The 14,995-nt window shown below is 38.7% G+C and carries 9 protein-coding genes; 6 read left to right on the forward strand and 3 right to left on the reverse strand.

Annotation, left to right across the window (positions count from 1 at the left end; all coding sequences use genetic code 11):
* The first annotated feature begins 165 nt into the window (after positions 1–165).
* The 6 genes from OOZ15_RS04930 to OOZ15_RS04955 all read left to right on the forward strand — a co-directional run bounded on the left by OOZ15_RS04930 (position 166) and on the right by OOZ15_RS04955 (position 10,711).
* A complete protein-coding gene (locus tag OOZ15_RS04930) occupies positions 166–1,827 on the forward strand; it encodes a tetratricopeptide repeat protein (RefSeq protein ID WP_265954792.1) in 1,662 nt (553 codons plus the stop codon).
* Between the two features lie 136 nt (positions 1,828–1,963).
* Positions 1,964–2,479, forward strand: a complete 516-nt coding sequence (locus tag OOZ15_RS04935) for a hypothetical protein (RefSeq protein WP_265954793.1) — start codon at positions 1,964–1,966, stop codon at positions 2,477–2,479.
* 108 nt (positions 2,480–2,587) lie between these two features.
* The gene (locus OOZ15_RS04940; protein WP_265954794.1) at positions 2,588–8,278 is read left to right on the forward strand and encodes a T9SS type B sorting domain-containing protein; all 5,691 of its coding nucleotides are present in this window, start codon (positions 2,588–2,590) and stop codon (positions 8,276–8,278) included.
* A gap of 1 nt (position 8,279) precedes the next feature.
* Entirely contained in the window at positions 8,280–9,215 is a 936-nt protein-coding gene (locus OOZ15_RS04945) for a PorP/SprF family type IX secretion system membrane protein (protein WP_265954795.1), read from the forward strand.
* Positions 9,216–9,275: 60 nt separating this feature from the next.
* Positions 9,276–9,620, forward strand: a complete 345-nt coding sequence (locus OOZ15_RS04950) for a 5-carboxymethyl-2-hydroxymuconate Delta-isomerase (protein ID WP_265954796.1) — start codon at positions 9,276–9,278, stop codon at positions 9,618–9,620.
* Positions 9,621–9,658: 38 nt separating this feature from the next.
* Complete coding sequence (locus OOZ15_RS04955) at positions 9,659–10,711, forward strand: YARHG domain-containing protein (RefSeq protein ID WP_265954798.1); 1,053 nt, start codon at positions 9,659–9,661, stop codon at positions 10,709–10,711.
* Between the two features lie 54 nt (positions 10,712–10,765).
* On the opposite strand, the gene OOZ15_RS04960 is transcribed toward OOZ15_RS04955, so the two are convergent.
* The 3 genes from OOZ15_RS04960 to OOZ15_RS04970 all read right to left on the reverse strand — a co-directional run bounded on the left by OOZ15_RS04960 (position 10,766) and on the right by OOZ15_RS04970 (position 14,895).
* A complete protein-coding gene (locus tag OOZ15_RS04960) occupies positions 10,766–11,896 on the reverse strand; it encodes a PepSY-associated TM helix domain-containing protein (RefSeq protein WP_265954801.1) in 1,131 nt (376 codons plus the stop codon).
* A 25-nt stretch (positions 11,897–11,921) separates the two neighbouring features.
* On the reverse strand, positions 11,922–14,231 hold the full coding sequence (locus OOZ15_RS04965; RefSeq protein ID WP_265954802.1) for a TonB-dependent receptor: 2,310 nt from the start codon (positions 14,229–14,231) through the stop codon (positions 11,922–11,924).
* 286 nt (positions 14,232–14,517) lie between these two features.
* Positions 14,518–14,895 carry a group III truncated hemoglobin gene (locus OOZ15_RS04970; protein WP_265954804.1) on the reverse strand — a complete coding sequence of 126 codons (378 nt, stop codon included), beginning with the start codon at positions 14,893–14,895 and terminating at the stop codon, positions 14,518–14,520.
* Positions 14,896–14,995: the final 100 nt, after the last annotated feature.

Consider the following 14,995-nt stretch of genomic DNA (forward strand, 5'->3'; position numbering starts at 1 on the left):
CTTGTGAGTCATAACAAAAAATAGAAGATTTTGTGAAAAATGTCACAAAACTAGTCGTTTCACATCTTTTTAGAGAATCTACACCGATTAATTTGTGCTTTTTTCTAACTTGCACCTTAGTAAACCTAACCTAAATCATTAAATAGAATTTTGAAGTGTTTGAATTTGAATAAAACATACCTACTCTTTCCATTATTATTTTTTTGGAGTTATCTATCTTACCCCCAAGATGCTGACACAAACTGGCTGGATACTATTGCTAGCCCTAAAGAAAAAAGCATTCAATATACAGAAATAGCTCTTCAACAATATAACGATGGAAATCGGGATGGGTTTAAGGTCTATAACGATTCTGCTCTTTATATTGCTGAACACTATAATCTCCCCGGCATTAAGATTGACGCATTAAACAACATTGCCACGTACCATATTTTTAACGATGAATATGAAGAAGCCTTATCAATATATCTCGAAGCCCTAGACGCTTGCAATGAATTGATGCCCCGCACTGTAGAACATAAAATAGACCTACTGAACAACATCGCACAAGTATACAACAAAATAGGTTTGTTTGAGAAGGCAATTGTATATGCAAAACAAATCATAACCCTTTCGGAGCTTCATAACGTTTCGGACATGAAAAGAATGTCGGTCTATAATATATTGGGAAATAGTTATAAAAGGCTCAAAGAGTATGACAGAGCATTGGAATACCTAAATAAATTGAAGAGGTATGGAGAGAGCACAAATAATATAAAAGCTACGGTGCTAAGCTCGGTAAATATTATTAACATCTATTTCAATATGGAAGACTATGACTCGACCATACAAGTGGCTACAGAATTTTTAGAATCATATCCGGATGTAGAAAGGGGAAAGTTGGAAGCTACACTGAATCTTGGAATGGCTTATGTAAAAAAAGAAGATGCAGAAAAAGCTATCCCGTACCTTATTGAGTCAAAGGAAATGGCCATAGACCAAAACAAGAAACATCTTGTAAACACCAGCTACTTATACCTTGCCGAGGCTTATGAACTAATAGGAAATTATGAAAAATCCCTTAAAGAACAAAAGGCTTATGCTGAAACAAACAAAGAATTATCTCAACAGAGGGCAGACGCTACTGTAGTTGACGTAAAACACGATGCTGAAAATGAAAAAGAAATTGTAGAGCAAGAACTGGAAACCGTATCAGAATCTGATACCAATAAAAGTAATATGTTACTGGGAAGCAGTGTTGCTATTGCGATTTTAGGAAGCATGCTCTTTTTTTACATCAGAAAAAAGAAACATGTCGAAAAAGAACGGGTACGCTTCGAACGTGATCACGATATTCTTTTTAACGAGAATAAAGTGCTTAAAACAAAAATGAAGGAGCTTGCCGAAAAGTATCAGAAAAAGCACGAAAAAGAGAAAGAAACAGTGTCCAAAGCGACCACACGATATAAAAATTCTTCCCTAACCCAAGAAGATCGGGAAAAATTGATGAATGCTGTTCTCGACTATATGGAAAAAGAAAAACCTTATTTGGATTTTGATATCAATCAGTCTGATCTGGCTTCCAATCTCGATATGAGTTCCCATCACCTTTCAGAAGTATTAAATTTTTGTTTTGAACAGAACTTCTACAACTTCATCAATATTTATCGGGTGAATGAGGCTCGAAAAATCATGAAAGATCCCGCTTATATAGACTATAAAATTTTGGCTATTGGCTACGAAGCCGGTTTTAAAAGCAAAACATCTTTCAACAGGGTTTTTAAAAACCATACCGGACTCACTCCTTCTGAATACCGAAAAAAGAACATTTTACAGAAGTCGGCTTAAGATTTCAACTTTTTTATTAAAACTAGTACCATTCAAGCGGATGGAACATTTTCCCGTTGATGCTTCTCTAATATTGCACAGTTATTCAACATAACACACTAATATCCATAGTTGTTATGTAAAAACAAACTAAGCAATGAGAACAATATTACTACTATTTATTTTATCAACCGCTATGGTTTCTTGCAAGCAAGCGAATACCATGCAATTTGATCTTGCCAAATTACCTAAGAATTGGGTGAAACTCACCCCAAATAAAAAAGGTAAACTGGTCATTTTCAATCCGTGTAATGGTCCAAACATGCTTCTTTCTATTAAAGAAGATAAGAAGATCGTTTTTAAAGAGGGACAGAAAGATTTTGAATTGGATGTTCTGGAAACCTCTGAGGTCGCCGATACAGTCTTCATCAAAGCAAAATGGAACTGGACTGAATCTGAAAAAAGACAAAACATCAAATTTATATGGACGGATAGGCAAAAAGGAATCGGACGATGGATAACTACCTATTCGGGAGGATTCACTACAAACTTCTCATTTGTAACCGAAAACAAACAAGAAGATTTTGATACGATATACGAACCCTGTTCGGTATGTTGGGGCGAGGAATGTGACGAAATAAAGAAAAGTGAAATACAAGCACATTCAAATTAGCCAAAATTACAATCAAAAAGATGTGCCACTCGTTCGAATGGAACTTTTTTCAGCTGACACTCAGTTAATATTGCACAGTACAAAATCCTGAATCAACAATAAACAAAGATGAAAACTAAACTGTTACTTCTTCTTTTGTTTGGATGCTTTATGTCTATTCAAGCCCAAACTACTGCCATATCTGATAACAATTTTGAACAATTTTTGGTGGATCAAGGTATAGACACCGACGGTACTGTTAACGGAACGATCTCTAATGCCAATGCACAAAGTGTTACGCAGTTGATCTTAGACCGTAACGACATTACCGATTTTACCGGGTTGGAGGCGTTTACCAATTTGACGATTTTGAACCTTAGTAGAAATCAGTTTGCCACCATACCCACTGGAGCTTTAACGGCTTTGGAAGAATTGACTTTCCTTGGCAACAATTCCCTAACCTCTTTGGATCTTTCAGCAAATACAGCCCTGACAAAATTAAATATAACAGGGACTTATAGTGCCCCTCCTATTACGGCATTGGATTTATCAAACAACATCAGCCTAACAGATATCAGGATAATTGATTTTGGAAACCTATCATCATTAACATTCCCGACAACAACAGACCAGATAACAAGCATATCATTAGGTGATTTGAAATTGACCGAAATTGATTTGACCAATATGTCAGGGCTTCAAAATTTTACTCTAGATGATAACGAAGGAAGTGTGACATTAACATTACCTGCTGTAAAAGACAAACTTAAAAACCTTAGAATACAGTCGATTGGTATTGACGTGGTAGATGTTTCACAATACGTCGCTTTAGAGCAATTATTTCTTAGGTATACAGGCGTCCAAAATTTAAAACTACCAGCTACAGAAACTCTAAAAAGAATTGATATATATAGCCATAAGCTTACCGGTATCACCTCTTTTGAAAATGCATCCCAATTAGAAAACTTAACTGTAGAATGGGCTAGAGATGAAACTCCTTTAAATATCGATATCAGCCAAAATACGGCACTTAAAACACTGGAACTCAACAATAATTATATGCCCTCTTTGGACATTACCAACAACACTAATTTAACTTCTGCCGATCTTGCTTATAACAATCTTACTTCTCTGGATGTCACCCAAAACACCAGTTTAACTCGTTTGGAGGTTCAATCCAACAAATTGACTGCTATAGATGTTACCAACAATACCCTTTTAAGGGATTTAAAACTCCAATACAATCAAATATCAGCTATAGATATTTCCAAAAACATCAATTTAACTGATCTTAATCTAAGTAATAATAACATAAGCATTTTAGATGTCACCCAAAACACAAAGCTTGACTACCTGAGTGTTGGTTATAATCAATTGACCGAACTCGATATCAGTAAATGTATTGGGCTAGAAGATCTTTATGCCAATGATAACCAACTCAGTGGAAATTCGATTCTCGAACAATACCATATCATACGGACTAATGATAGCGGACTAGGTTGGTACAACAATTTAAATGTTAGTAATAATAATTTATCCGGTACTGTTCCCGATTTTTCAACTTTGGTAGATGGGAATGCTTTCGGCTTTAAGTTGGCCATAGAAGAGAATTCTTTTGAATTCGGCGATTTGGAAGGAGTTCATGATGCTTTTGTTGAACTTTCGAATACACCAAGGTATCCCGAATCTTTAACAATGATATTTTCTTCATACACCTATGCTCCACAGGCAAAAGTAGATGAAGAAGGTGATATCATAGTAAGGGATGCAGGAGAAGCTATTATTTTAACCACAACAGTAAGCGGAGAACAAAACCATTATCAATGGTATAAAGACGGTGAGCCTATTCCCGACGCCCCTGATTCCCCTAATTATGAATTGACAAGTGCCAGTACTTGTGATACCGGGGTTTATTATTGTATAGTGACCAGTGATTTGGTACCTTTTGAAAACGAAGACCCGCCTGGAACTGACGGCAAAAACCTGGAACTGGAACGCCACAGAATTGTCCTTGGGGTAAATATGGCCATAATGGAATGTGTGTCTTTGACCGCTCCTTTAGATGGTGATGTAGATGTCCCAACAGATACCGCTATTGAATGGAGTGATGACCCGGGTGCCTGTGGTTATAAAATTAATGTCGGGACGACTCCGGGAGGAACCGATATTGTAAATAATGAAGACGTAGGGAATACCACTGTCTATAATTTTGAGGAAAACCTACCGGAAAACACCCGAATATATGTAAACATAACCCCTTATGATGGAGGGACAGACCATACCGGTTGTACAGAAGAATCATTTACCACTTATAATATCCCTGAATGTACTTCACTTGTAGAATCTGTTGGTCCTTCTGAAATAGAGTGGGAAGCTGTATCAACTGCGGAAGGTTATTATCTAACCATTGGAACGACTTCCGGCGGAATTGATCTAGTGAATAATGAAGATGTGGGTGATGTAACAACTTATACTCTTGCGACAATACCACCTGAAGGCACTGTTTTATATGTAAACATTACACCCTATAACCACGCTGGAAATGCAACAGGATGTGCCGAAGAAACTTTTACAATTCTAGCCATACCAGAATGTGCGTCCTTGACAGCTCCGCTTGACAGTGCCACGGATATCCCTATCAATACCAATCTGGAGTGGGATGCTGTTACTGGTGCCGAAGGTTACCGATTGACTGTGGGAACGACTTCAGGTGGAAACGAATTGGTGAACAATCAAGATTTGGGCAATGTCACGACTTACAGTTTTACCGAAGCTTTACCGGGAGATGCCATCATTTACATCAGTATCACGGCTTATAACGATTCAGGGGATGCTGTAGGATGTACTGAAGAGTCCTTCACTACCCTGCCCGTACCTGAATGTGTTTTACTGACAACTCCGTTGAACAATGCCACGGATGTGTCCGTCAACACCGATCTGGAATGGGCTATTGCTACCGGTGCCGATGGTTATCGTTTGACAGCAGGAATGACTTCCGGAGGAAATGATCTGGTAGATAACCAAGATTTGGGCAATGTCACAACTTACAGTTTTACCAATGCCCTACCGGAAGGGACTACCGTTTATGTCAGCGTCACTGCTTACAACGAATCGGGAGACGCCACAGGATGCCTTAAAGAATCCTTCACTACCCTTGCGGTACCGGAATGCGCTTCACTGACAGCACCACTTGACGGTGCCTCGGATGTGTCCGTCGACACCGGTCTGGAATGGGAGCCTATTACCGGTGCAGATGGTTACCGTTTGACTGTGGGGACGATTTCAGGTGGAAACGATTTGGTGGATAACCAAGATCTGGGCAATGTTACGACTTACAATTTTACCGAAGCTTTAGCTGATGGAATTACCGTTTACGCTAACATTACGGCTTATAACGAATCAGGGGATGCTGTGGGGTGTGCTGAAGAGTCCTTTACCACTTTGGGCGTACCTGAATGTACTTCATTAAGTGTACCAACGGACGGCGATATTGAGGTATCCATCAACACCAACCTGATTTGGGCGACTAGCAGTTCTGCTACAGGATACCGTCTATCCGTCGGAACAACTTCAGGGGGAACCGACATTGTAAATAATGAAGATGTAGGGAATGTAACCGACTATGCTTTTGCGAATGTACTTCCTAAAGACACTCAGGTTTTCGTCAACATCACACCGTACAATTCTGCAGGGGATGCTACAGCATGTACAGAAGCTAGTTTTACTACGGAAAAAACAATTACCGCTCCTTCTTGTACAACACTCACCCAACCTTTGGATGGCGCAACTGATATAACTATCAATACCGACTTACAATGGGAGACCATCACCTCTGCTACAGGGTATCGCCTATCCGTAGGGACAACTTCAAGAGGAACTGATATTATCGATAACCTCGATGTAGGAAGTCTGACTACGTTACCGGTTCAGTTGCCTGAAGAAACAGAGATATTCGTAAATATTACTCCGTACAACTCTGCTGGGGATGCCACAGCGTGTACCGAAGTTAGTTTTACTACGGAAAGAATCACCGCTGCCCCTGAATGTACATCACTTAGTCTACCAATAGACGGTGACACGGAAATCTCTGTCAACACCAACTTGATATGGGCGACTAGCAGTTCGGCTACAGGATACCAATTATCTGTTGGAACAACATCAGGAGGAACAGATATCATCAATAATCTTGATGTAGGGAATGTGACGGACTATTCTTTTACGAATCCGCTACCGAAAGAAACAGATATCTATGTTAACATAACACCGTATAATTCTGTTGGGGATGCCACAGCATGTACTGAGGCTCATTTTACTACGGAAAAAACAATCACTGCTCCTTCTTGTACAGCACTCGCCCAACCTTTGGACGGGGCTACCGATGTAACTATCAATACCAACTTGCAATGGGCAACTATCGCTTCTGCTACGGGATACCGATTATCAGTTGGAACAACTTCTGAAGGAACAGACATCATCAACAACCTTGATATTGGAGACCTAACTACGTTCCCCGTTCAGTTACCTGAAGAAACAGAAATATTCGTCAATATCACACCATACAACTCTGCCGGGGATGCCATAGCGTGTACCGAAGCTAGTTTTACTACGGAAAAGCTTACCGAAGCTCCTGAGTGTACAACATTGATCCAACCTCTAGATGGTGATACTGATGTGGCTATTAACACCGACATAGAATGGGAAACGAGTAGTTCGGCTACAGGATACCGCTTATCTGTAGGGACAAGCTCAGGAGGAACAGATATCGTCGATGATTTAGATGTTGGAGATTTGACTTACTATTCTTTTACAAATCCGCTGCCGGAGGAAACCACTATTTATGTAAATATCACTCCTTACAATTCCGTAGGGGATGCCACAGCATGTACCGAGACTAGTTTTACTACGGAAAAAGTCATCGATACTCTTGAATGCGTGACTTTTCTTCAACCATTGGATGGTGCTACTGATGTAGCTATTGACATAGAACTGCAATGGACAGCAAGTGAAGGAGCCGACGATTATTTGTTGTTGGTAGGAACAACTCCCGGTGGAATTGATTTAGTCAATACCTTGATCGAAGAAGAAACTTTTACACTTACTGAACCATTACCGGAGGAAACTACCATCTACGTTAGCATCACTCCGAGACAGCGAAGTCCTGAAGATGAAGAATCTTCACGAGGATGCACTACAGAAATCAGTTTTACCACAGAAAAACTAATCACTATACCTGATTGTACTTCATTAAAAGTACCTAATAATACCATTGACATAGCGGTAGACACCCAGCTGGAATGGGGGGATACATCTTCAGCTGAAGGCTACCGCTTGACAGTGGGAACTGAACCGGGAAGAGGAGATATTGTTGAGGATTTGGATGTAGGTAACATCACTTCCTATACTTTTTCAGAGCCTCTACCTGAAAACACACAGATTTATGTTCAAGTCATTCCGTACAATTCTGCAGGGGATGCTTCAGGATGTAACGAATACAGTTTTAGGACTACAACTTCAAATCCGATAGCAAATACTTCCAAATACGGGATTTCCCCAAATGGAGATGGTATCAACGATTTTTGGGAAATCCCGGGAATTGAAGAATATCCCGACAATGAAGTATCTGTATTCAACAGATGGGGAGATAAAATCTTTGAAGTAAAAGGCTATGACAATTACACTAATGTGTTTAACGGAACTGCCAATCAATTAAAAGGATTGGGGGCAGACAAACTCCCCAATGGAACATATTTCTATACAATCAGAATCAACGAACCCCATAACCACAATAACCTACAAGGCTTTATTGTATTAAAACGTTAATATGCGACTACTAAAAACCACCATATTTACTGCATTTTTTATAATAGCTACGCATTCAATAGCGCAGCAAACCCCTGTGTTTTCAGATTACATATACAATACATTGGTCATTAATCCGGCCCATGCTGGTCTGTATTCGGAAACAGAAGTCGTGTTGGCTAATCACGGTATGGGAAATTCTGTTGAAGGGAGTCCGAGAACATTTACCGGGACTTTCAACACCTCATTGGACAAAAGAAGAATGGGAAACCTCGGAAAAATGGGATTTGGTGCCGGGATTATCAATGATCAAATTGGAGTGACAGAAGCCACACAGGTTTTTGCTTCTTATGCCTACAAAATACATTTGGGGCGTGATTACAATCAGCCCCGGTGGTTTCAAGCCAATCCTCAAGTGATATCCTTCGGACTTACGGCCGGACTTTTATCATATCGGGAGAATCTATTGGAATTAGGTCTGGAAGACGACCCTAATTTTGATGAAAACATCAACGCAAGCATCCCCACTATCGGAGTTGGTTTTTTATACAACCGGAGAGATCTGTATTTGGGACTTGCAGCTCCAAATGTACTGGGAAATACTTTATCATCAGATAAAAGTGTAAATCTTCAAAGTCCATATTATGCCTATTTCGGATATCGCTTTTATGGAAATGCCCTTGAGGATTATATGATCAAGCCCAACGCTTTACTCAAATATGAAGAAGGAGCTCCATTGCAGTTGGACATCAATTTACTGGTGAGTTACCGAAGCAAAGTTGAAGTCGGTGTTGGCTATAGAACCACGTCCATGTTCAACTTTTTGGCCGGTTTTTATGTGTTCAACAACCTGCGGTTTATCTATTCCTATAACCACAGGACTACCAATTCCCCCCTCACCAATACACATGGATTGTCGTTGAGCTATCGTTTTGGTGGTGGATATAATCAGAGTTAACATATATTTGAAAAGAGAAACAGAAATAAGTTTCCCAACATTTAAATTAAAAACTAATTTATGCCACATTTTGTAATTGATTGTTCTGAAAATATCATAAAGATAAAATCCCCGAAAGAAATCATTCAGAAGGTATATGATACAGCTGAATCAACTGACCTTTTTGATAAAGGAGACATTAAAGTAAGAATTAACCCTTTTAAATATTACAATATCGGAAATACAAAAGATGATTTTATTCACATTTTCGCTAATATTATGGAAGGACGAACTGTTTCTCAAAAAAAGAATCTTTCTGAAAGAATTATTGCTGAACTGAAATCAATGTTCCCGGACGTTTCAATTATTTCAATCAATATTAGGGATTTTGAAAAAGCAACCTATTGTAACAAATCAATGGTATAATACTGAACGAAATAAAAACAAAACTTTCGACAATATTGATGCTCATCCTCACATTTTCCGTTTTTGGAAATGATGGTGCATATCTGACCCGGGGAAGCGTGATTTACCCAACTCAGGAGACAAAAATTTCCTTGGAAAAAGAAATACTATCATTCAAAATAAAGGACAGGGTTGCTTATGTTAACATTCAATTTGAATTCAATAACCCTGAAAACACCGACAGAAAACTCTTGATTGGATTCCAAGCTCCAACTGCTGCAGGCGATGTTTCGGATTCATTGAGCAACCTCAATCAAATAAATAACTTCACCATTATTCAAAACGGAAAGATCCTTCCATACCAATTGAAAGCTGCCGAATGTGAAGATTGTGAGTTGAAAGACCCGAAAGACTTCCATTTTTCTCAATCTGAGACAGGTATTTTTGTCTTCCTCTTTGAAATCACGTTTAAACCGGGACTGAATCAAATCAACCATAGCTACAATTTTCCGGCAAGTAGTAATGTTTCATTCGACCGGTTTTATAACTACATCCTCACAACAGGTTCAAAATGGGCCGGTGGAAAAATAAAAGACCTGACAGTCAACATTGACATGGGGCAAAATCAATATTTCTACGTCAATGACATTTTCGGTCAGACTGCCGATTGGTCGATAATCGGTTCAGGAAAAGTGATCAATAAAAAATTTAACTATATCGATAATGGCCCGTATAGAATGGTCAGGGTCCTTAGCGGTCAGCTTCAAATTAAGGTGACGGACTTTCAACCAACAAAAAACATTGAGTTTGGAGTGATAAGTAAATACGCTTTCTACAGTTCACCGGTTGACTACGGGAAAGCCATGATGGGAGAAATCATTTCAATACGCAACCTGACCTTAGAAACCAATCATTCTAAAAGCCAACTCAGACTTTTAAGAAATACCATATATGCTCGATATGGATATGATTTCGACAGTCCAGACCTTAAAGAATACTTTTCTCAATTTGCTTGGTATATGCCTGACCCGAATTTAAAAATGGAGGACATTAAGCTCACCGAAAAAGAGAAAGCGTTTGTGGAAAAAATATTGATGAAAGAAAAAAATTAAGGTATGGGGTGCAGTATTGAGCAGTTTTAAACAGTAATTTTTATGCTGATTATCTTATCTCTTCCCATAAGTACGGTTATACCAAACAAAGAATCCCGTAATGGGAAGACTGGCAATGATAAGACTAACGAAGAAAGCAAGTATTTTCCCGGGAAGTCCCAATATACTCCCTACATGAATGGTGTAATTCATGCTTTTCAACTTTTCCCCATTGGTTTTCTCTTCATAAGTGAGCTGTTCTATGAGCTCGCCCGATTTTGGATGGTATTGGTAAATATCAACTTGATGTCTTTTGGGATTATTTCCGTATCGTGTTACTCCCTGAAGTAGGAATGCGGTATTATTTAGGCGTATTTCATAACTATCGGCTTGTTTTTTTTTCTCAGCAAGATCCTGTAATATTACATCATAAACGCCTTTTGCTTCTTTTTCAGGTTTACGGTCGACATATTTAGAAACCCTTTTTGGGGAATGTACTCCTCCATTGGCGAGCCAATCCACTCCGGAACTAAACCCATTGAAGGCCCAAACCAGTCCGGTAAGGGCAATAACAAGTCCGAAACCAAGAATATAAAAACCGAGAATATTGTGAAGGTCATAATTCTTTCGCTTCCACTTGGTTGTAGGGCGCCAACGAAACCAATAAACTTGTTTGGCAGCAGTCTTATTTTTAGGCCACCATAACACCAATCCGGATAACAGCAAGCATATAAAAACGACGGTGCTCCAACCTACTATCTGTTTACCAACACTACCCAAAAGAAGATTGTAATGTATAATGACCACAATCCTGAAAAACTCCATTTTGGAGTCCTGTACTTTCAATACTTGTCCGTTATAAGGATTGATAAATACCGTCTGGTAATATTGATATATATTGAAATAGTTCCAACCTGACGGATTGTTCTTGAAGGTCATGAAACGATAGCTCTTGTTAGATTCAGCCGGGACATTGATCACTTTTACAGGTCTGTCTTTCCCCAACGCCTCCTGTGCTATCGGAAGGAGTTGTTCTAGCTGTAAAGGTTCATTTTGTTGTGGAGCCACATCGTACCATTCTCGATAAAACGCATGTTTTAATTCTTCCTCAAAAACATAAATACAACCTGTAATACCCAATATAAACACCACCAGCCCGGAAGCAAGTCCGAGCCAAAGATGGAGTTTTTTAATAAGTTGTTTCATTCTTTATTTGAAGTTAACAAGAAAATCAAAACATAAAAGTAATGTTTCCTGTAACATTTCGGGTAAACTGTTGATTCCCGGATATGTCCCAATATTCTTCATCAGTAATGTTATTGAATTTAAGCCCTAATCGCCATTTTCCCGTTTCATAAAATGCTGTAGCGTTAAGCAAATGATAGGACGGTATCACCATTGTGTTACTAGCATTATAGAAAGATTCATCTACATAATTACCACCAAAGCCTATTCCGATACCTTCGATACTTTTTATCGCCGGAAAGCGATAGCTAACCCAATAATTGACCATATGCTGCGGTGCTCCTTGAATCAAATTACCTTCGTTGGCGGCCGCACGAATGATTTTGTTTTCATTGAAAGCGTAACCTGTCACAATATTAAGACCTTTGAGCGGATTGGCGATCAGTTCAAATTCTACTCCTTTGCTTACCTGTTCACCATCTTGAATAATAAAAAGATCATCACCTGTACGGATTGCATTATCAATCCCAATATGGTAATAACTAAGGGTCATATTCAACTTCTTATCCAATAACTCTGTTTTAACCCCTCCTTCAATCTGGTTGGCAAATACAGGATCCGGTGTAAAGGTGCTTCCATCCGGTTGATCACCGGGAGCTTGGTTTTTAAAGCCACTCATATAATTAACAAAAAGTGACACCTGATCCTTAACCGGCTGATAGATCAGTCCCAATTTTGGAGAAAGTGAAGTTTGTGCATAGTAGTCCCCTTCTGTACGTTCAAATCTATCCAAACGCAGACTAAGCATGGTAGATAGATTATCTGTCCAATCAATAACGTCAGACATATATAACCCGAAGGCATTTTGACCAGACATACCACCCCCAACTGTAGCGGGATCTGACAATATCTGATCGACTTCAGTTTTCCCCAAAAGATCGTAGGGTTGTTGTACAGAAACCACATCAAAATCCTGACTCACTCGGTATGTGGCAGATTCTTTAATATATTCAAAGCTCGCCCCAATCAACATATTGTGTCGGAAACTCCCGGTTTGAAAAGAACCGTTGAAGTTTTGCTGAAAATTTGCCGAAGTCCTATCCCTTGGACCAAAAAGCCTTACATTTGGAACAAGGGTTTCCCTATCGATCCAATTATTATAAGGTTGATAACTATGATCTACAAACTCATTGATATGGGAAATGTCAGTGGTAGATGTCCAATTGTCACTCAGTTGGTATTGTGCCTTAAAGAAATATTTCATGGCTTCCGATTCACTCAACAGATCGTTCCTATAAAAAGAAGCGTCAAAATCCACCGGAATATCTTCAAAAGAGCCAAAATCTGCATCGGCGCCGAGAAGTGTAAATGGAGCCTGTGTACCTTTTCCTTTAAAATACTCAAGGTCAAAAAGGAAAGAAAGTTTGTCGTTTACCTGATAAAAAAGACTGGGAGCAATTAAAGTCTTTTTCCCTTTTCCATATTCGTTATAACTGTTTTGTTTATGATGAACAGCATTCAACCTGAACAATAAGGATTTGTCTTCGTTCAGGGGTGTATTGACATCCAAAGTGGTCCTGCTCAGTTCAAAGCTCCCCAAACTATAACTTAGCTGTCCTCCAAATTCAGAATACGGCTTTTTGGTCACCAAATTCAATGCCCCTCCAAAGGAAGATGCACTCGAACCGAAAAGTGTACCCGACGGTCCTTTGATAAGCTCTATCCTTTCCAGATTAGCTATTTCTGTCCCTGTTCTCCACACAGAAGTGGCTAAACCGTTACGGGCATAGCTCCATAACTTAAATCCTCTGGATACTATATTGAACATGCCGGTAACATAATCGGCAGGAACAACACCCGGAGCAGAACGTAATGGTTCTTTTATGTCTGTCATGATCTGCTCTTCTATCATTTCTTTACCCACGATACTATACACCTGCGGATTTTCCAAGTTTTTGAGAGGCATCCGTGCTACGTAGTCCGTTTTTTTATTGGCAAACTTATTGATCCGATCGGAAGTTAAAGTCACTCCTTGCAATGCTTCTACATTTTCTTCTATGGTTATTTGCCCTAGGTCAATATTATCTCCTGAGACTCTTATCCGCTCGGTATAAGGCTTATACCCTATGGATGTTATCTTTAAATCGTGTGTGCCGGGCACTATATTAGTTTCAAATTTACCGTTGGCATCGGTTGTTGCTCCGGTGGAGGATCCGTTGAGTAAAATATGGGCAAAGGTCACAGGGTCACCTTTTTTATTTATAACAATACCTGTTATTAATGCATTATCCTGTTGTGCTCTTACTTGTGAAAAAACAATCCCCAAGCAAATGAAAAGCAGAGTTTTCAATTTCATTCTAGTTGATTTAGTTATTTATTTTTATTTAGATTAAATATAATTAAAGTACGAAAATATGAAGGAGAGGTTTTAGAAACAAGCTTTTCAAAGTGATTTTTTATGCTTTTTTTCTACGAAATTGTTTAAAATATATAATGCTTGATAGTATTTATCAGAACCTCAGTAATTTAACTTTAATATAGAAATACCTGAAAACTGGTCTCAAGACAATGAGATTAATCTACTTAGTGGAAATATCGATAATGAAAAAAGAATTTTATAAAATAACATTGATCAGCAGCTATCACCTCCTCCCGTAAATTCCGAAATATAAACTCGTGGACATTTTTCGGGCGTTGTTTTTGGCTCTTTCGGCCAGTTCTCCGGCATATAGTTTATCTATTGTAGAAAACCACAACTCAATCCATTTCCCAAAATGTTCCATTTCTATGGTATGGTTAAATTTCTTATCAACTTTGACATGGGCTTCATGAGGATTCCCTTTATAGCGAGCTTTATGAAAAAGATTTGACTCCCAGAAGTCGGTAAGCTTATTCAGATGAGCATCCCAATCTGATATGGTTTCATTAAAAAAAGAACCAATGACCTGATGTTGTCGTACTTCCTCATAAAAAGAAGAAACCAGTTTAAAAATATCATCCCGGGTTTGAATATCTCTCATTGTGATATTATGATAGTTGTTATGGAAAGCCTAATCTTGTTTTAAAACAGCAAATATGCAATAATAGTAATTATACTAGCAAACAGGCTAATCAGTAAAG

Source organism: Galbibacter kalidii (assembly GCF_026241135.1).
GTDB lineage: Bacteria > Bacteroidota > Bacteroidia > Flavobacteriales > Flavobacteriaceae > Galbibacter.

Bases quoted from the DNA above. Each gene is read 5' to 3' on its own strand.
- OOZ15_RS04955 (WP_265954798.1), top strand. From the start codon at position 9,659: ATGCTCATCCTCACATTTTCCGTTTTTGGAAATGATGGTGCATATCTG.
- OOZ15_RS04935 (WP_265954793.1), top strand. From the start codon at position 1,964: ATGAGAACAATATTACTACTATTTATTTTATCAACCGCTATGGTTTCT.
- OOZ15_RS04940 (WP_265954794.1), top strand. From the start codon at position 2,588: ATGAAAACTAAACTGTTACTTCTTCTTTTGTTTGGATGCTTTATGTCT.
- OOZ15_RS04965 (WP_265954802.1), bottom strand. From the start codon at position 14,231: ATGAAATTGAAAACTCTGCTTTTCATTTGCTTGGGGATTGTTTTTTCA.
- OOZ15_RS04950 (WP_265954796.1), top strand. From the start codon at position 9,276: ATGCCACATTTTGTAATTGATTGTTCTGAAAATATCATAAAGATAAAA.
- OOZ15_RS04945 (WP_265954795.1), top strand. From the start codon at position 8,280: ATGCGACTACTAAAAACCACCATATTTACTGCATTTTTTATAATAGCT.
- OOZ15_RS04960 (WP_265954801.1), bottom strand. From the start codon at position 11,896: ATGAAACAACTTATTAAAAAACTCCATCTTTGGCTCGGACTTGCTTCC.
- OOZ15_RS04970 (WP_265954804.1), bottom strand. From the start codon at position 14,895: ATGAGAGATATTCAAACCCGGGATGATATTTTTAAACTGGTTTCTTCT.